This window comes from Micromonospora sp. NPDC005215 (genome assembly GCF_040607915.1).
Taxonomy (GTDB): Bacteria; Actinomycetota; Actinomycetes; order Mycobacteriales; family Micromonosporaceae; genus Micromonospora.
On the sequence record NZ_JBEXHQ010000003.1, the window covers coordinates 16053 to 33725 of the forward strand.

19 protein-coding genes are annotated in these 17673 nt (G+C 70.3%); 11 read left to right on the forward strand and 8 right to left on the reverse strand.

Features of this window, described 5'->3' with window-relative positions:
• Window positions 1-464 precede the first annotated feature (464 nt).
• Window positions 465-923, forward strand: a complete 459-nt coding sequence (locus ABZU25_RS03645; protein WP_355027764.1) for a hypothetical protein — start codon at window positions 465-467, stop codon at window positions 921-923.
• Window positions 924-997: 74 nt separating this feature from the next.
• Here ABZU25_RS03645 and ABZU25_RS03650 read toward each other — a convergent pair whose 3' ends face one another.
• Both ABZU25_RS03650 and ABZU25_RS03655 read right to left on the reverse strand, forming a co-directional pair.
• Window positions 998-1462: a hypothetical protein gene (locus tag ABZU25_RS03650; RefSeq protein WP_355027765.1), complete on the reverse strand. Its 465-nt coding sequence runs from the start codon at window positions 1460-1462 to the stop codon at window positions 998-1000.
• Between the two features lie 88 nt (window positions 1463-1550).
• Window positions 1551-1745 carry an acyl-CoA carboxylase subunit epsilon gene (locus tag ABZU25_RS03655; RefSeq protein ID WP_355027766.1) on the reverse strand — a complete coding sequence of 65 codons (195 nt, stop codon included), beginning with the start codon at window positions 1743-1745 and terminating at the stop codon, window positions 1551-1553.
• A 90-nt stretch (window positions 1746-1835) separates the two neighbouring features.
• Here ABZU25_RS03655 and ABZU25_RS03660 point away from each other — a divergent pair, with 90 nt between their 5' ends.
• On the forward strand, window positions 1836-3884 hold the full coding sequence (locus tag ABZU25_RS03660) for a protein kinase (protein WP_355027767.1): 2049 nt from the start codon (window positions 1836-1838) through the stop codon (window positions 3882-3884).
• 64 nt (window positions 3885-3948) lie between these two features.
• Entirely contained in the window at window positions 3949-4176 is a 228-nt protein-coding gene (locus ABZU25_RS03665) for a hypothetical protein (RefSeq protein WP_355027768.1), read from the forward strand.
• A gap of 76 nt (window positions 4177-4252) precedes the next feature.
• Here ABZU25_RS03665 and ABZU25_RS03670 read toward each other — a convergent pair whose 3' ends face one another.
• Together ABZU25_RS03670 and ABZU25_RS03675 are read right to left on the reverse strand one after the other, a co-directional pair.
• Window positions 4253-5005 (reverse strand): GH25 family lysozyme, encoded by a 753-nt coding sequence (locus tag ABZU25_RS03670; protein ID WP_355027769.1) that lies wholly within the window; start codon window positions 5003-5005, stop codon window positions 4253-4255.
• 126 nt (window positions 5006-5131) lie between these two features.
• The gene (locus tag ABZU25_RS03675) at window positions 5132-5683 is read right to left on the reverse strand and encodes a Uma2 family endonuclease (protein ID WP_355027770.1); all 552 of its coding nucleotides are present in this window, start codon (window positions 5681-5683) and stop codon (window positions 5132-5134) included.
• Between the two features lie 101 nt (window positions 5684-5784).
• Here ABZU25_RS03675 and ABZU25_RS03680 point away from each other — a divergent pair, with 101 nt between their 5' ends.
• The 4 genes from ABZU25_RS03680 to ABZU25_RS03695 all read left to right on the forward strand — a co-directional run bounded on the left by ABZU25_RS03680 (window position 5785) and on the right by ABZU25_RS03695 (window position 8949).
• Window positions 5785-6528, forward strand: a complete 744-nt coding sequence (locus tag ABZU25_RS03680) for a M50 family metallopeptidase (RefSeq protein WP_355027771.1) — start codon at window positions 5785-5787, stop codon at window positions 6526-6528.
• Between the two features lie 21 nt (window positions 6529-6549).
• Window positions 6550-7533 carry a 2-dehydropantoate 2-reductase N-terminal domain-containing protein gene (locus ABZU25_RS03685; RefSeq protein WP_355027772.1) on the forward strand — a complete coding sequence of 328 codons (984 nt, stop codon included), beginning with the start codon at window positions 6550-6552 and terminating at the stop codon, window positions 7531-7533.
• Window positions 7534-7595: 62 nt separating this feature from the next.
• A complete protein-coding gene (locus ABZU25_RS03690; protein ID WP_355027773.1) occupies window positions 7596-8096 on the forward strand; it encodes a sigma factor-like helix-turn-helix DNA-binding protein in 501 nt (166 codons plus the stop codon).
• Complete coding sequence (locus tag ABZU25_RS03695) at window positions 8089-8949, forward strand: hypothetical protein (RefSeq protein ID WP_355027774.1); 861 nt, start codon at window positions 8089-8091, stop codon at window positions 8947-8949. The genes ABZU25_RS03690 and ABZU25_RS03695 overlap by 8 nt, the downstream gene beginning before the upstream one ends.
• A 116-nt stretch (window positions 8950-9065) precedes the next feature.
• Here ABZU25_RS03695 and ABZU25_RS03700 read toward each other — a convergent pair whose 3' ends face one another.
• Window positions 9066-10649, reverse strand: coding sequence for an acyl-CoA carboxylase subunit beta (locus tag ABZU25_RS03700; protein ID WP_355027775.1), 1584 nt, complete (start codon window positions 10647-10649; stop codon window positions 9066-9068).
• Between the two features lie 84 nt (window positions 10650-10733).
• Between ABZU25_RS03700 and ABZU25_RS03705 the strand changes: the two genes are divergently transcribed.
• Both ABZU25_RS03705 and ABZU25_RS03710 read left to right on the forward strand, forming a co-directional pair.
• Window positions 10734-11609 carry a biotin--[acetyl-CoA-carboxylase] ligase gene (locus tag ABZU25_RS03705; protein WP_355027776.1) on the forward strand — a complete coding sequence of 292 codons (876 nt, stop codon included), beginning with the start codon at window positions 10734-10736 and terminating at the stop codon, window positions 11607-11609.
• Window positions 11610-11780: 171 nt separating this feature from the next.
• On the forward strand, window positions 11781-12371 hold the full coding sequence (locus tag ABZU25_RS03710; protein WP_355027777.1) for a PH domain-containing protein: 591 nt from the start codon (window positions 11781-11783) through the stop codon (window positions 12369-12371).
• A gap of 52 nt (window positions 12372-12423) precedes the next feature.
• Here ABZU25_RS03710 and ABZU25_RS03715 read toward each other — a convergent pair whose 3' ends face one another.
• The 3 genes from ABZU25_RS03715 to ABZU25_RS03725 all read right to left on the reverse strand — a co-directional run bounded on the left by ABZU25_RS03715 (window position 12424) and on the right by ABZU25_RS03725 (window position 14504).
• Entirely contained in the window at window positions 12424-13203 is a 780-nt protein-coding gene (locus ABZU25_RS03715) for a MaoC/PaaZ C-terminal domain-containing protein (protein WP_355027778.1), read from the reverse strand.
• Window positions 13200-13892: a GtrA family protein gene (locus ABZU25_RS03720; RefSeq protein ID WP_355027779.1), complete on the reverse strand. Its 693-nt coding sequence runs from the start codon at window positions 13890-13892 to the stop codon at window positions 13200-13202. Before ABZU25_RS03720 ends, ABZU25_RS03715 begins: the two co-directional genes overlap by 4 nt.
• Window positions 13893-13955: 63 nt before the next feature.
• Window positions 13956-14504 (reverse strand): GtrA family protein, encoded by a 549-nt coding sequence (locus ABZU25_RS03725; RefSeq protein ID WP_355027780.1) that lies wholly within the window; start codon window positions 14502-14504, stop codon window positions 13956-13958.
• 427 nt (window positions 14505-14931) lie between these two features.
• Between ABZU25_RS03725 and ABZU25_RS03730 the strand changes: the two genes are divergently transcribed.
• Window positions 14932-16776 (forward strand): phosphoenolpyruvate carboxykinase (GTP), encoded by a 1845-nt coding sequence (locus ABZU25_RS03730; protein ID WP_355027781.1) that lies wholly within the window; start codon window positions 14932-14934, stop codon window positions 16774-16776.
• 37 nt (window positions 16777-16813) lie between these two features.
• A complete protein-coding gene (locus tag ABZU25_RS03735) occupies window positions 16814-17671 on the forward strand; it encodes a hypothetical protein (protein ID WP_355027782.1) in 858 nt (285 codons plus the stop codon).
• Window positions 17672-17673: the final 2 nt, after the last annotated feature.

A 17673-nucleotide genomic window follows, 5' to 3' on the forward strand; every position in this document is an offset into this window, starting at 1 on the left:
GTTCCACCAATGAATCCGCTTGGCGGCATTTGCCTGGGCGTCGCCGTTGGGGTAGTCCCAATTCCTCTAGATCCCGAGGGCTTCGGTGGATCAGTCGCTCCGCGTTTATCAACCGGCGGTCCTACGGCTCGCGGTCCGGCGGTGATGTGGCCAAGATTGGCTGGCATCCCTGGGCTAGATGCCTGGCTGGCATGCGGTAGTTGCTGAGGACGCGGCACATCCTGGACTGACGGGATCACTGCGCTTACTCCCCCAAGTACAGGCCCTATTCCGGTCGTGGTTGGCATTCGCTCGGCTCGGGGGTTACTCGATGAGCGGTCTATTGGTGAAATCTGCCCTGTTAACCGAGAGGGGGCCGTAATAATGGGAGGAATTATCGGAGCTATTTCTGCTGTAGTGGCAGTAACCTTTTCATCAACACGAAGGGATGGCGGTGGTGGTGGTTTTTGGAGGGTGGCTTGGGCTTGTTGGAGTTCGCCGCTGAGGTTGAACATCGCCGCCCGCGCCTGAACGTTGAGCCGTTCCAGGTCCGCATCGGTGACCGGCGCTTCGGTGACCCGGTTGCCCATCACCGCCTTCGGGTCGGCGGCCATCGACTCGAACGCCTGCTTCTGGTGGGACTTGGCCGCGTACTCCTCGTGGATCTTGCGGAGCGCGCCGCGGGTGGTGCCGATGGCCTGGGTGGCGGCGGAGAGCGCGGTGTAGTTCGCGGCGGCGGCGTTGTGGGTGCGCTGCACCTTGTCGATCAGCTCGTCGAGTTCGGCCAGGTAGGTGCTGGAGGCGGCGCTGGTTTCGGGTGGCCACGCCTCGGCGAGCCCGCGGCGGTATTCCTGGAGGCGGCTGAGGTGGGTTTGCGCCAGGTCGCACACCTTGCGCCAGCCGGCGACCTGCTTCCAGTGGTTGTCGGTCTCGTGGTCCTGTAGGCAGGCCCACATGCTGTTGACGTCCATCAGGTGCCAGTCGGTGAGGCCAGAGGTGCGGCCGGTGCCCCGTTCGATCATGGCAGCACCACCGGTCCTTCGGTGTCGGCGCTGGCGCCGGTCGGGTCGGTCAGCATTGGTGTCGGGCCGCCGGGCAGCATGCTGGTCGGGTCGGCGAGGGCCTGTCGCACGTCCACCACTCGCGCGGCGGTGAAGGCGTCGCTGTCGGCGTACCGGGTGGCGACCTGGTCGGCGGCGGCGGCCAGGTGGCCGGTGGCGCCGCGGACGGCGTAGACCATGTCGGCGGTGGCCTGTTGTGTCTCGTGGTGCGCGTGCAGGAACGTGACAAGCTCGACGAAGGCGTCGCACGGGTTGGGCAGCCGCGCGGACATGTCTTCGGCGATGTACGGAAGGTGCGGCGCGTAGTTGCTCTCGACCTCGGTGGCGAGCCGGTCGGCGAACTCTCTGAGCTGGCTGATGTCGGCTTCGATGCCGCCGTAACCGCGTAGCCAGGGCGCTGGCCGGTCCTCTTCGGGGATCACGGGCCCTCCCTAGCTGTCACGACACCGTCTCCCTGAGTGAGGGTAACGGCTGCACGCACCCCTGGCAGCCCCCGCCCGGCGGGTCGGGTCAGCGTGGTAGGCCGGCGCTGCGCCACCCGCCGGAGCTGGCCGGCCGACCGCTGCGCGCCCAGGCGGACGCGGTCGTCGGCGTGGGCGTGGCGGCTGGGCGGGATCGCACGATGATCGCCCCGACCAGGGCGGCCAACTCCTCCGCGGTGGGCACGCCCCGAACGACCCGGAACAGCGGCTCTTCGGCAGACATGACGCCAGGGTACGCGGCGCGAAGTTACGGGAAGCGCACAGTGGCGTGCCGGCGGTGTGAGCGTCGTCGGGTCCGGGTACCGTCTCAGCGATGTCGAACGCGCTTCCCCAACTTGTCGCTGACCGATACCGGCTTCTGTCGCCGCTCGGCCAGGGCGGCATGGGCCGGGTGTGGAAGGCGCGCGACGAGGTGCTGCACCGGGACGTCGCCATCAAGGAGTTGGTGCCGCCGCCGGGTCTCACCGACGAGGAACGCCGTGAGATGCGCGAGCGCTCGTTGCGGGAGGCGCGGGCCATCGCCCGCCTCAACCACTCCAATGTCGTGCGCATCTTCGACGTGCTGCGCACCGATGGTGATCCGTGGATCGTCATGGAGTACGTGGCGTCGAGGTCGTTGCAGGACACTCTCGCCGAAGACGGCCCGGTGTCGGTGGCCCGCACTGTGGAGATCGGCCTCGGCGTGCTGGGTGCGCTCAGTGCCGCGCACAAGGCGGGCGTCATGCACCGCGACGTCAAGCCCGGCAACGTGCTGCTGGGCGAGGACGGCCGGGTGGTGCTTACCGATTTCGGTCTCGCCACGATCCCGGGCGACCCGAACGTGACCCGCACCGGGATGGTGCTCGGCTCACCCGCGTACATCTCGCCGGAGCGGGCCCGCGACGGCACCGCCGGCCCGGAGGCCGACCTGTGGTCGTTGGGCGCGACGCTCTACGCGGCGGTCGAGGGCAAGTCGCCCTACGCCCGGCCGTCGGCGATCGGCACTCTCGCGGCGCTGGCGACCGAGCCGATTCCGCCGCCGAAGAACGCCGGTCCGCTCAAGGCCGTGCTCAACGGGCTGCTGCGTAAGGATCCGCACGAGCGGATCACCGCCGAGGTGGCGGAACGCCTGCTGCGCCGCGCCGGTGGCAAGCGTGCGCGCGGGATCTCGCTGCTGGACGGCGTACGCCGGCCGGGGCCGAACGGCCCGCGCGAGCCGCGACCGCCGCTGGTCCCCGCACCGCGACCGGCCGAGAGCGTCGACCGGCCGGTGTCCCCGCCAGCGCCGCCGGCTGCTGCTGCCGCCACGACCTCGGCCGTCGATGCCACGCCGACGACCGTCGTGCCCGCCGGCGCAAACGGCGACCCGACCGCACTGGTACCAGCCGACCCGACCGCTGCGGTGCCGGCCGAGCCGACCGCGACGATCGACCGTCCGTCCGACGCCGAGCCGACCGCGATGGTGCCGGCCCCGGGCGACCCGACCGGCGACGGTACGACGAGCACCGGCGACGGTACGACGAGCACCGGCGACGGTACGACGAGCACCGGCGACGGTACGACGATTGACGACGACGAACCGACGGTCGTCGACGGCCCGCCGGTGGCTCCGGAGCAGCGCAAGCCGACGACACCCACGTCGCTCATGCCGCCGGTGAGTCCGGCCGGGCGCGCGGCGGTGCCGGCGTTCGGCGGCACGAAGCCGAGCAACACCCGACGCAACCTGCTGATCGGGGCCGTGGTCGCGCTGCTGCTGATCGGCCTCGTGGTGGTCGTGCCGCTGCTCACCAGGGGCGACGACAAGACCCCGCAGGCCGACCCGACCGGGGCTGGCGCGACGTCGGCACCGGCGCCGACCTCCGCTGCGGAGGTGCCCCCACCCACCACTGGCGCACCGAGTCCGACAGCTTCGGCCACGCCCTCGGCCGACCCGAACGCGTTGCCGGCGGGGTGGAAGCTGCACCGGGACCCGGCCGGCTTCGCCCTGCCGATCCCCGATGGTTGGGTGCGCCGGCAGGACGGCAGCGACACTGTCGTCTTCGACGAGTCCAACGGGCCGGGTGAGCTGCTGGTGCAGTGGACGCCAACGCCGAAGGAAGACGCCTACAAGGACTGGCTGAGCATCGAGTCGGGCCGCGCGAGCCGCGTCAAGAACTACCAGTTGCTAGGCATCAAGCGCTGCGACTTCTGGAAGACCTGCGGCGACTGGGAGTGGCTGGAAACTCGCGACGGGACACGGATCCACGTCCGTAACCGCGGGTTCGTGACGGCCAGTAACCGTGGCTACGCTCTGCGGTGGGAGATCGCGGAGAAGGACTGGCAGGCCAACCTGCCAAACTTCGACCGCATCGCCAAGGGGTTCGTGCCCGACCGCCAGGACTGAAACTCATTCGCATGACTCTCCGTCGTCCTGGGTAATTGACCTTCGACGACGGAGGGAGCACGACATGGGTTATCGACGGAAGGACGCCCGGCCTCGGCTGGCACTGTGGATGCTCGTGGCGCTCGGCGACGCGATCCTGCTGCTGGTCGCCATGGGGATTCCGGCGCTCATCGCACTGCTCGGCGTCGTACTGGTTGCCGGCTTCGGGGTTGCCGCCTGGCGGCTGACCCGCCGAGATGCCCTGGTACGCGAGGAGACGGTGGTGCCAGCCCTGGGTCGGCGTCGGGCCTGAACCGATGGCGTGGCGGCAGCCGGACCGATTGTCAACAGTGTGGTGACCGTCGATCCCGCTGCCGCCAACGCCCCGATCAGGTGTTGTTGGCCAGCGCGATCAGTCGACTGCGGTCACCGTTCCAGTAGTTGCGGTCCACGTTGCCGCTGATTCCGGAGACGACGCCGGTGCTTGTGTACTGCCAGAAGCTCCACACCGACGCGCCGGCCGGCAGGGCGCCGGGCGTGCTCGACCAGCGGGCCAGCCAGAGCGGGTGGTTCGCCCACGGGCCGGTCCAGCTGCCGGTGCACTGGTTCCACCAGCTCGTGGTGGTGTAGATGACGGCGTACCGGCCGGTGCGGGAGCGGTAGGTGTTCAGGAAGTCCTGCACCCAGTTGCGCATCCCGGTCGTGCTGAGCCCGTAGCAGTAGCCGCCGCTGTACGGGTTGGCCTCGATGTCCAGCGCCGCCGGCAGGGTGCGGCTGTCCGCCGACCAGGCGCCGCCGTTGGAGGCCAGGTAGTTGGCCTGGGTGGAGCCGGCGGAGATGTTGGGCCGGGCGAAGTGGTACGCCCCGCGGATCACCCCGGCGTTGTACGAGTTGACGTAGTTGGCGTTGAAGTTCGGGTCCTTGTAGGTGGTGCCCTCGGTTGCCTTGATGAAGGCGAACTCGATGCCCGCGTTGCGGACGCTGGTCCAGTTGATGCTGCCCTGATAGCGGGACACGTCGACGCCGGCTGTGGTGGCGGCGGCCGCCGGTCCGGCGGTCGCGACCAGGGCCGCCGCCGCGGTGGCGAGGACGGTGAGGCTGGCCGCGAGTGCGCGGCGCAGCGATGACGAGGTACGGGCCATGAGTGCCTCCAAGGACGTCGCTCTATCGACAACCATCTTTGGAGGTAAGTGCCCTAGATCACAAGGGTCATTGAAGAAAGTTTCATCGAAGGGTGTCGGTTGCCCCGGCGGCCGGAGCGGAACGGATCAGCGCAGAGTGGCCGGGTCGAGCTGCCAGCGGAACGGCTCGACGACGGTCAGCGTCTCGCCGGGCTTGGCCACCTGGTCCTCGACGTAGTGCTCACCGTCCAGCCGGAACAGCCGCAACGAGTGGCCGTCGCCGTCCTGCTCGACCAACAGGTACCAGGGAATTCGCGCGATGGCGTAGAGCTGCATCTTGACCAGCCGGTCGGCGGCTGCGTTGCCCGGCGAGACGACCTCGCAGACCAGCACCACCTCGGTGGCTTCCACCACTGTGCCCTCGTCGTCGGTGTCGGCGACGACCACATCCGGGATGGCGATCCGGTCCACCCCAAGCCGAACGTTGACCGCCTCGAAGACGAGGAGGGGTCGTGGTCGCACCGCTCGACGCAGGCTATAGACGAGTTCCCACGACACCAACTGGTGCCGCTTGCTGGGGGCTGGGCTCACGATCAGGCTCCCGTCGAGCAGCTCGATCCGGTCTGCGGTCTCCCCGAGGGCGAAATAGTCCTCCTCGGTCCACAAGCCGATGTGTGGTTCAAGGGGTGCCGCGCTCATCGGCGTCCGCCTTCCGCTTCGGAACTGACCTGCTCAGTCTCCCAGGATACGAGCCGGTGCTCCGGGAGCGACACGGAACGCCGCCGGTAGGCTCGCGCCCCATGATGTCGATCGACGGGCTGGGCGAGAAGTGGGACATGCTGTTCGGTGCTCAACCGGACCCGCCCCCGCTGCTGGTGCTGATCACCGCTGCCGTCGCGCTGGTGGTGGTGTCGACCCGGCTGCCATGGCGGATCGCCCGTAACGCCATCACCATCGCGCACGAGGGCGGGCACGCGCTCGTCGCCCTGCTCACCGGCCGCAAGCTGCGCGGCATCCGGCTGCACTCGGACACGTCGGGGCTGACGCTCTCCGCCGGCCGTCCCACCGGGCCGGGCATGATCCTCACCCTGCTCGCCGGATACGTCGCCCCGCCCCTGGTCGGGCTGGCCGGCGCCTGGCTGCTCGGCGGAAACCGGATCACCCTGCTGCTCTGGGTGGCGGTGGCGCTGCTGCTGGCCATGCTCGTCATGATCCGCAACGTCTTCGGGGTGGTGTCGCTGCTGGTCACCGGCGCACTGGTGTTCGCCGTCTCGTGGTACGCCACGCCGCAGGTCCAGGCCGCGTTCGCGTACACCGGGGTGTGGTTCCTGCTGCTCGGCGGGGTGCGACCGGTGGTGGAGCTGCAACGGCTACGGTCGCGCGGCCGGATGCCCGCCTCCGACGCCGACCAGCTCGCCGGCCTCACCCCGTTCCCGCCGCTCTTCTGGGTGACCGTCTTCGCCCTGGTCAACCTGGTCGCCCTGGTCGCCGGCGCCCTCCTGCTGGCCGGCCCCATCCTCACCAGCGCTGGCCTGACGGTCTGACCCAGCGGGCAGAATGAGGCAATGCGATACGTGATCATCGGGGCGGGTGCGGTCGGCGGGACCATCGGCGTACGGCTGGCCCAGGCCGACCGGGACGTGACAGTGGTGGCCCGTGGCGCCCACCTGGATGCGATCCGGGCGCGCGGGTTGACCCTGCGGCAGCCCGACGGCGAGGTCACCGCCCGGCTCGCCGCCGTGGACGGGCCCGGCGACCAGCCGCTGCCGGCGGACACGGTGTTGATCCTCACCGTCAAGTCGCAGGACACCGTCGGCGCGCTGGCCGCCTGGGTGGACGCGCCGGTGGCCGGCGGTGGCACGGCGGGGGAGCGACTGCCCCTGGTTACCGCCCAGAACGGGGTGGCGAACGAGCGGGCGGCGCTGCGGCTCTTCGCCGACGTGCACCCGGTCTGCGTCTGGCTGCCGGCGACCCACCTGGACCCGGGCGTGGTGGTGGCCAACGGCTACCCGCACCCGGGGATGCTCCACATCGGGCGTTACCCCGAGGGCGCCGACGACACCGACCGGGCGATCGCCGCCGATCTGAGCGCCGCCGGGTTCGTCGCGCCGGTCCGCGAGGACGTGCTGCGTTGGAAGTACGGCAAGCTGCTCAGCAATCTCGGCAACGGCCTGCAGGCGCTGCTCGGTCGGGACGTCCCGGACGCGTTGGCCGAGCGGGTACGCGCCGAAGGTGTCGCCGCGCTCGCCGCCGCCGGGATCGCGCACACCTCGCCGGCTGAGGAGAAGGCCGAACGCCGTGACCTGGTGCAGCAGCGCCCGGTCGACGGTGCGGCCCGCTCCGGCGGATCCACCTGGCAGAGTCTGGCCCGGGGCACCGGCTCGACCGAGGTCGATCACCTCAACGGTGAGATCGCGCTGCTCGGCCGGCTGCACGGCGTACCGACGCCGGCGAACGTCGCCGTCCAGCGGGCCGTACGCCGGGCGGTCCGGGAGCGGATCTCGGCCGGCGCGTTCCCGCTCGCCGAACTGGAGAAGATGATCTCCTGATCGGGGCAACCGACGGCCCGGTCCGGCGCGTGTTCCCTGCGAGCGACACGGGGAGGCAGCGGGTGCCAGACGTCGACGAGTTCGACGAGTTCTACCGGGGGAGCCGGCAACGGCTGCTCGGGTTCGTCTACGCCCTTACCGGTGACCGGGTCGAGGCTCAGGACGCCGTGCAGGAGGCGTACATCCGGGCGTGGCAGCGCTGGTCGACGGTCCGTGGGTACGACGACCCGGAGGCGTGGGTGCGGGTGGTGGCCAGCCGGGTCGCGGTGAGCCGGTGGCGCAGCCTGCGCAGCCGTGCTCGCGCGTACCTGCGGCACGGGGCCACCGAAACCGTTCCCGGCCCGGGCACCGACACCGTCGAGGTGGTCGCCGCCCTGCGCCGGCTGCCCGAGGAGCAACGCGTCGCCATCGCCCTCTACTACCTGGTCGGCATGCCGGTCGCCGACGTGGCGCGGGAGACCGCGGCACCGGTGGGTACCGTCAAGGCCCGCCTCTCCCGGGGGCGCGCCGCGCTCGCCGGCCTGCTCGCCGTCTCTGATCTGGAGGAGGCCACCGATGCGTGACGACCCGACGTTCGTCGAACGGCTCCAGCGGGACCTACGGGACGTGCGCTGGCTCAACCCGGAGGAGATTCGCTCCCGGGGCCGCCGTCGCAGCCAGCGCAGGATCGTCGTGACCACCGTCGTGCTGGCCCTCGCCGGGGTTTCCGCCGTGGCGGTCGCCGACCCGGGGCAGTCGCCGTCGCCGTCTCCGGCGCTGCCGGTCGCCTCCGCCGCGCCGACCCGGCACGAGATCACCACCGACGCCCTGCTGCAGCCGGCCGACCTGGCACAGCAGGTCGATGTGCAGCTCAGCCAATCGGGGCTGGGTGAGCCGGTCCTGCTGGATCACCTGCTCGGCGCCTGCCGGACGAGCCAGGGACGCTCGGATGGCTGGCAGATGTCAATCCTGTCCCGTTCGCAGACCCTGGTGCCGAAGCGAGCTCCGGCGATCCTCACCGAGGCGGATGGTCTGGTCACGCAGGATCTCTTCCGGCTGACTCCCGACGCCGCCGTCCAGCTTCTCGCCACGCTGGACGACCTGGTCGCCCCGTGCGCCGAGTGGACCAGCGTTGGCGGGTACAAGGCGGGGGGCGCCACGGGCACCGGAGTGGCGACGCACCGCTGGACGGTGGTCCAGCGGGGTTTCGCCGGCGACGGGGCTGCGCTGCTGCGGCACACCGGTTCGCCGCCCGTCGACCAGAAGACGGGTGAGCCCATCGGTGCGGCCCCCCGGCCGACCAGCACGGCTGTGGTCCGGGTGGGCGATCTGATCACCGTGCTCAGTCTGGGGCAGGCCGGCACCGAGCCGGAGCTGCGCCGGCTGGCGGAGGCCGCCGCCCGCCGGATGTGCGCCGCCGCCAACCCGGCCTGCTGACCTCGGCCGCGGCGATGATCCGCACAACATCAGGGTTGTTGGTGCCTCTCGGCGCCCGGAGGCAGCAACAACGCTGAAGTTGCGCGGATCTTGGGGTCGGGACAGGGCGGCACCGCTCAGAGCGGGATGTTGCCGTGCTTCTTGGGCGGCAGGGTCTCCCGCTTGGTGCGCAGCACGCGCAGCGCCCGGACGATCTGCGTGCGCGTCTCGTGCGGCGCGATCACCGAGTCGATGTAACCGCGCTCGGCCGCCACGTACGGGTTGGCCAGGGTGTCCTCGTACTCGGCGACCTTCTCGGCGCGGACCGCCGCCGGGTCGTCGGCACCGGCCAGCTCGGAGCGGTAGAGGATGTTCACCGCGCCCTGTGCGCCCATCACCGCGATCTGGGCGGTCGGCCACGCGAAGTTCAGGTCCGCGCCGAGGTGCTTGGAACCCATCACGTCGTACGCCCCGCCGTACGCCTTCCGGGTGATCACGGTGACCTTGGGGACGGTGGCCTCGGCGTACGCGTAGATGAGCTTGGCGCCCCGGCGGATGATGCCGTCCCACTCCTGGCCGGTGCCGGGCAGGAAGCCGGGCACGTCCACGAAGGTCAGCACCGGGATGTTGAACGCGTCGCAGGTGCGCACGAACCGCGCGGCCTTCTCCGAGGCGGCGATGTCCAGGGTGCCGGCGAAGTGCATCGGCTGGTTGGCGACGACGCCCACCGGGCGGCCCTCCACCCGGCCGTAGCCGACCACGATGTTCTGCGCGTAGAGCGGCTGGACCTCCAGGAACTCCCCGTCGTCGAGGACGTGCTCCAGCACCGTGTGCATGTCGTACGGCTGGTTGGCCGAGTCCGGGATGAGCGTGTCCAGCTCCCGGTCCTCGTCGCTGATCGCGAGCTCGGCCGGCGCGTCGAAGACCACCGGCTCGTCGAGGTTGTTCGACGGCAGGTACGACAGCAGCGCCTTGACGTAGTCGACAGCGTCGTCCTCGTCGCTGGCGAGGTAGTGCGCGTTGCCGCTGCGCGTGTTGTGCGTGCGGGCCCCGCCCAGCTCCTCCATGCCGACGTCCTCGCCGGTCACCGTCTTGATCACGTCCGGGCCGGTGATGAACATGTGCGAGGTCTGGTCGACCATCACGGTGAAGTCGGTGACCGCCGGGGAGTAGACAGCGCCGCCCGCACAGGGCCCCACCACCAGGGAGATCTGCGGGATGACGCCGGAGGCCCGCACGTTGCGGAAGAAGATCTCGCCGTAGAGGCCGAGCGAGACCACACCCTCCTGGATGCGGGCACCGCCGGAGTCGTTGATGCCGACCACCGGGCAGCCGATCTTCATGGCCAGATCCATCACCTTGACGATCTTCTCGCCGAAGACCTCGCCGAGCGAACCACCGAAGACCGTGAAGTCCTGCGCGAACACGCACACCTGCCGGCCGTCGACAGTGCCGTAGCCGGTGACCACACCGTCGCCGTACGGGCGGTTGCGCTCCAGCCCGAAGGCCGTGGACCGGTGCCGGGCCAGCCCGTCGAGTTCGACGAAGGAGCCCTCGTCGAGCAGCATCTCGATCCGCTCGCGGGCGGTCTTCTTGCCGCGTGCGTGCTGCTTCTCGACCGCGCGCGCCGACCCGGCGTGCACCGCCTCGTCGACCCGGCGCTCCAGGTCCGCCAGCTTGCCCGCGGTGCTGTGGATGTTGGTCCCGGTCTCGGTAGTCACCAAGCGAATATAACGATGGTTCAGGTCGGTGCCGCTGTGCAGTACCCCTCAGTGTCGGCGCCACCACCGCCGTAGGCTGGCGGAATGTCGGGCTCCCCGTACACCGATCTGGACCGCCCTCCGCTGTCGGCGGCCCGGCTGCGCCGCGCGTTGGTCGCGCCGAACGGGCCGTGGGCCCGACTGGAGCTGCGCGCCGAGACCGGCTCCACAAACGCCGACGTGGCCGAGGCGGCCCGGGCCGGCGAACCCGAGGGTCTGGTCGTGGTGGCCGAGCGGCAGACCGCCGGGCGCGGCCGGCGCGGTCGGGTCTGGCAGTCGCCGCCCCGGGCCGGCATCGCGACCAGCGTGCTGCTGCGGCCCGGTGTGGCCGTGCCGGACCGCGACTGGCTGCCCGTGACACCCACCGGGTACGGGTGGCTGCCGTTGCTGGCCGGCGTGGCGCTGGTCGAGGCGGTGGCCCGGCTGGCCGAGCTGGACGCCACCGTGAAGTGGCCCAACGACCTGCTGATCGACGGCGCGAAGTGCGCGGGTGTGTTGGCCGAGGCGGTGCCCGGACGGGCACCGGACCAACCGCCGGCCATCGTGCTCGGCATCGGGCTCAACGTGACGCTGCGCGCCGACGAGCTGCCGGTGAATCCGACCGGGCTGCCGGCCACCTCGTTGCAGTTGGCCGGTGCGTCGGCGACCGACCGGGATCCGTTGTTGCGGGCCCTGCTGCGGTCGGTCGCCGACTGGTACGACCGCTGGCGCTCGGCTGGTGGCGACGCGGTGGCCAGCGGCCTGCGCGACGCCTACCTGGCGGCGTGCGCGACGGTCGGCCGTGAGGTACGCGTCCTGCTCCCCGACGGTGCGGCCCTGACCGGCACCGCCACCGGCGTGGACCCGGACGGCCAACTTCAGCTCTCCACCCCGACGGGTGCCCGGACGCTCGCGGCCGGCGACGTCCTGCACCTGCGCTGACCACCCGATCCTGGTCCCGCGTCTGCTGCCCCGGGTCGAACGGGCGACGGCCACCGAGCGGCGACCGGAGCGCAAGATCGTGAAGACTCGGGTGGGGCCGCGTGGCGGATGTTGTGGTGGGGCCTGGGGGTTTACCGTCTGCGCGTCGGAAAAATGGCGATGGAGGTTGTCGTGGCGTTTCCTGAAGACGTGCTCACCGAAGACGAGCATGTCGTGCTCCATCTGCATCCGCACTGGAAGGCGCTGATTCGGCCGATCGTGGTGCTCGTGCTGGCCATCGCCGCGGTGGTGGTCGGTGTGCTCCTGCTGCCCGAGAGTGGTGGCGGTTCGGTCGCGCTGGCCGTGATCGGAGTGATCGCTCTGGTCGGGGTGCTCTGGCTCGGGCTGTGGCCGTTCCTGGTCTGGCGCACCACGCACTACCTGTTCACCAACGAGCGGGTGCTGATCCAGCAGGGTGTCTTCTCCCGTGACCGGCGGGACCTTCCGCTCACCCGGGTCAACGACCACTCGATGAACCAGCGGTTCGTCGAGCGCCTGCTCGGCTGCGGCACGCTCACCATCGAGTCGGCCGGTGAACGCGGCCAGTCGGTGCTCGCCGACGTGCCGAATGTCGGAAAGGTGCAGACCACCCTGTACGAACTGGTCGAGGCGCAGCACGACAAGCACTCCCTCGGTGACGGGGAGATGCGCGATATCCTCGCCGACATGCAGGACGGCAAGCCGATGCGCGACGGCAAGCCGCTGCGGGACACCACGACCTGATCCGGGTCGACTGCGGTCGAGACCCGCCCCGGCCGTTGTGTGTCGGGGCGGGTCAGCCGGGTGTTTCGGCCCGGGGCGCGGCGTTTCCGGGTCGTTCGGGACTGACCTCGGCCGGGCCGGCCCCGGCCGGGCCGATGCCCGCCAGGCCAGCGTCGGATGGCCCGCTCGCCGGCTGGCCGCCGTCGGACGGCCCGCTGCCGGTGGGGTCGGTCCCGGTCGGGTCAGCCCTGGTCGGGTCGGTCCCGGTGGGGTCGGCCCCGGTCGGGTGGGCCTCGGTCGGGTGGGCCTCGGTCGGGTCGGCCCCGGTCGGGTCGGCCCTGGTGGGATCGGCTTCGGCGGGCCGCACGGCGAACCAGCCACGGAAGCGGGTCCGCAGCACCTCCTGCTCGGGCCGGTCGTCCGGGCCGAGACGCAGCATGGTGCCGGTGAGGCTGACGGTGCCGAGCCCCGGGCGGGCGCTCGACGGTCGGGCGCCCATCACGTCGACCCGAACGGCGAGCCGGTCGCCGGCGCGCACGGGGGCGAGCCAGCGCAGCTCCTCCAGGCCGGGGGACGCGTCCGCGGCCGCCCGGGACAGCAGGTGGTCGACGTACGCGCGCATGAACAGACTGACCGTGTAGAAGCCGCTGGCGATCAGCCCACCGTGCCGGCTGGCCCCGGCCAGGTCGGCATCGACGTGGTACCACTGCGGGTCGAAGCGGCGGGCGAACGCGACCATCTCGTCGCCATCCACGGTGACCACACCGAGGTCGACGGTGAGCCCCGGGACAAGATCCTCGAAGAACAGCTCGGCGGGTTGCCCAGTGCCGGAGCGGGCGTCGGGTGTCGTCACCGGCGGGGCGCGCGGCGGGTGCTGACGTGCAACTCCGCGGCGAGTTCCGCGTCAAGGTCGGCGGCAGGGCTGACGCTCAACCGGGGGCCGCCCTGGGTGGGCGCGGGGTCGGCGCGTCGCGCGGACTCCGACTCTTCCAGCTCGGAGACGGATTCGGCCAGCTCGGCGACCGGGTCCATCTCCGCCATGGTGTCCCACTCGTCGCGCGGGATGTCGTGCCAGGTGGGCTCGGGCTTCGCCTCGTCGTCGTCGACAGTGACGGGCTGGAAGACGAAGGTCCGGTACGACCAGAACCGGAACAGCGTGGCCAGCAGGACACCGGCGGTCTTGGCCACGTTCAGTGCCAGCAGGCCGTGCACGCCGAGGCCGTACTTGGCGGCCGCCACGGCGCCCAGTTCGATGAGCAGGCCAGCCCCGTTGAACAGGAAGAACAGGACGTACTCCCGGCGCAGCGCCGACTTCGGGCGATCCCGGTACGTCCAGTGCCGATTCATGAGGTACGACGTGATCGTGGCGACGACTGTCGCAATCACCGTCGCCTTCAACTGACCATTGACGAAAACGGTCAGTGCAAGGGCATTGAACACCGCGTAATTGATGACTGTGTTGATGCCACCGACGATGCCGAACTTGAGCGCCTCGTGGATGAACTTCTGCCAGCGCTCAGGCAGCAGACGGACAAGACGCATGCGAAACACCTTAGGGCAGTCGGTGTGGCCGGCGATCACCGGCCAAACGGGGTGAGCGGCAGGTCACGCCCTGTGGTCGGGGTCGGGTCTTACCTGCGGAAGGGTCCGGGTTCCCGCTTCGACGAAGACGAACCGCCGGTACGACCAGAATCGGAACAGCGTGCCGAGGCCCGTGCCGACGACGTAGCTGGCGACGTTGTCGGCCAGGCGCGTCTGGAACACGGCCGGCCAGACGCTGCCGAGCCCGTACCGGCTGATCGCGAGGCAGGCCACCGCGATGCCGAGGCCGACGACGTTGAAGAAGAAGAACAGCGCGTACTCGCGGGCCGGGTTGCTGCGCTGGCGGTGCCGCCAGGTCCAGAATCGGTTGCCCACGAAGGCGACGGTGGCCGCGATGACAGTGGAGATCGTCTTCGCCGTCAACTCCTCGACGTCGCGTGTGCTCGTCAGATAGTTGAAGAGCGCGAAGTCGAAGAGGAAGGCGACGCCACCCACTGTGGCGAACTTGCTCATCTCGCGGACAAGGTGACCGAAGCGGTCCAGCAGCTTGCCAACCAGACCCCGTCGGGTCTGCCGGGGACCCGGTTGCTCCCCGGTCATCGTGGCGGCCACGAAGCGAGCCTACCGGCTCGGGGCCAGTCAGCGGGGTAGCTACGGCAAGCGGGCGTGGTCGTCCGACGCAGCTGATCACCGTGTGCGAAACCGTTGTACAGAGCGTAACCAATTGGGAGGACTGACGTGCCTCGGAACGGGAATCCACGCACCGGTCGGCGGGGCAGGTCCACGGCCCGACCGCAACAAGCGTCCGCCGGGGTGCACAACAAGATTTGCGTGAAACTGCGCAGGAAAGCGGGTATCAGATCGTGATGCCGCAGCGTGGCCGTAGCTTGTGCAGTTCTTCACAACCCGTCCCACTGACTCGGAAGGCTGCCCGGTTTACGCTGAGGCCAATCCCAGGTTTCCACGAAGGCGACGCATCGCGCCGCTGAGTCTCGTGCATCCCATAGATCGGTCAGCGTCGACCACAAGGAGATGTGTCATGGTTGCTCCGGCTGTTGTGCGGGGTATTGATCAAGCCCCGACGTCCCATCCGAAACTGCTCGCCTGGGTCCGTGAGGTCGCGGAACTGACCACCCCCGACCGGGTCGTCTGGGTGGACGGGTCCGACGAGGAGTGGCGCCGACTCACCGACGAGCTGGTCGAGGCCGGCACGCTGATCCGGCTGAACCCGGAGAAGAAGCCCAACTCGTTCTACGCGCGTACCGACCCGACGGACGTCGCCCGGGTCGAGGAACGCACCTTCATCTGCTCTCTCGACGAGGCGGACGCCGGCCCCACCAACAACTGGATGGCGCCGCCGGAGATGAAGCGGACGATGACCGAGCTGTACCGCGGCTCGATGCGGGGCCGGACCATGTACGTCATCCCGTTCGTCATGGGCCCGGTCGAGGCCGAGTCCCCGATGTTCGGCGTCGAGATCACGGACAGCCCGTACGTGGTCGCCTCGATGCGCATCATGACGCGGATGGGCACCCGCGTCCTCGAGGCGATGGGCGACGACGCGGACTTCGTGCACGCGTTGCACTCGATCGGCGCCCCGCTCGCCCCTGGTCAGCAGGACGTCGCCTGGCCGTGCAACGAGACCAAGTACATCTCGCACTTCCCGGAGAGCCGGGAGATCTGGTCGTACGGCTCCGGTTACGGCGGCAACTCGCTGCTCGGCAAGAAGTGCTACTCCCTGCGGATCGCCAGCGTGATGGGTCGCGACGAGGGCTGGCTCGCCGAGCACATGCTGATCCTCAAGATCACCTCGCCGGAGGGCAAGGTCCACCACATCGCCGGCGCGTTCCCCTCGGCCTGCGGCAAGACCAACCTGGCCATGGTGGAGCCGACCATCCCCGGTTGGAAGGTCGAGACCATCGGCGACGACATCGCCTGGATGCGGTTCGGCCCGGACGGTCGCCTCTACGCGGTCAACCCGGAGTACGGCCTGTTCGGTGTCGCGCCCGGCACCGACTGGAAGACCAACGCCAACGCCATGCGCACGCTGGACCGGGGCAACTCCGTCTTCACCAACGTCGGCCTCACCGACGACGGCGACGTCTGGTGGGAGGGCATGGGCGAGCCGCCGGCGCACCTGATCGACTGGAAGGGCAACGACTGGACGCCGGAGAGCGAGGGCCTCTCCTCGCACGCGAACAGCCGGTTCTGCACCCCGATCACCCAGTGCCCGATCCTCGCCGACGAGTACTTCGACCCCAACGGCGTGCCGATCGACGCGATCCTCTTCGGTGGTCGGCGTAAGGACACCATCCCGCTGGTGACCGAGGCCCGCGACTGGGTGCACGGCGTCTACATGGGTGCGACGCTGTCGTCGGAGACGACGGCTGCCGCGTCCGGCGCGGTCGGCGTGGTCCGGCGGGACCCGATGGCGATGCTGCCGTTCATCGGCTACCACGCGGGCGACTACTTCCGGCACTGGATCGAGATGGGCAAGGGCACCGACGGCGACGAGGCGAAGCTGCCGAAGATCTACTACGTCAACTGGTTCCGCAAGGACCCGGACGGCTCGTTCCTCTGGCCGGGCTTCGGGGAGAACTCCCGGGTGCTCAAGTGGGTCGTCGAGCGGATCGAGGGCAAGGCCGACGCGGTCGAGACCCCGGTGGGCATGGTCCCCACGCCGGACGCGCTGGACGTCGAGGGCCTGGACATGACCCCGGAGGACGTCCGGATCGCGCTCAAGGTCGACCCGGACGAGTGGCGCAACGAGCTGCCGATGATCACCGAGTGGTTCGAGAAGTTCGGTGACAAGCTGCCGGGCGTGCTCTGGGCCGAGTTGGACGCGCTGCGCGCCCGCCTGGACGCCGCGCAGCCGCAGCGGTAGGTGTGAACGAGAGCCTTCGCGGGCAACATCGGATTCCATGAGGACGGCCGCCGAGACCGAGGTCCGGCGGCCGTCCGCCGTCCGGGTGCTCACCATCCTGCTCGCGACGACGGCGGGGGCCACCGTCGCGGTCGAGCTGCTCAACTGGTGGTACGCCCCGGAGCAGGGCTTCGGTCTGGCGGTGCGCACCGGCTGGGCGATGTTGCGCTCGTTCGGCTTCCTGCTGCTGATCGGGCACGTACGCCGGGGTCGTACGGTGGCTCGCCCGTTCGGGCTGATCCTCGCTGTCACCACGGTCTTCGCGGTCGGCCGGTTGATCGTGCCCCGGCAGGGGGTGCCGCCGCTGCCCGGCCTGCTCGGCTTCGCCGTGCTGACCGCGCTCTGCGTGGCGGTGGTCTGGCTGCTGTACCGCTCGTCGGCGCTGGCCGGGCATCTCGTCCGGCACCGGCCCCGGCTGGTCATCGACCGGGCTGGTTTCTCCTGGCGGGAAGCCCCGCCGCGACGGCCGGAGGCGAACGCCTGGCTGTTGACCAGCCGGGTGGCGGCGTTCACCTACAGCCCGCTGATGCTGGTGCCGGCCCTGGTGGCCGGTGGCTCCATCCTGGACGGTCGGCTGACCGCGCTACCGGCCGTGCTGTTCTGGTTCGGTGCCGGCATCGCGGCCAGCTACGCGGTGCTGTTCTGCACCGCGTTCCTGATGCGCGGCAAGGACTGGGCGCGGGGTCTGCTGCTCGGCGTCACCCTGGTCGTGCTCGCCGTGGACCTGCCGCTGTGCTGGTGGCTGCTGGGTGTGGACGGCCTGGTCCGGGACGGCGCCCCGCTGCTCGCGGCGGCTGCGCTCGCCCTCTACGGCCTGCGCCGCGCGGCACGTACCGACGATGTGGCCCTGGGTTGAAG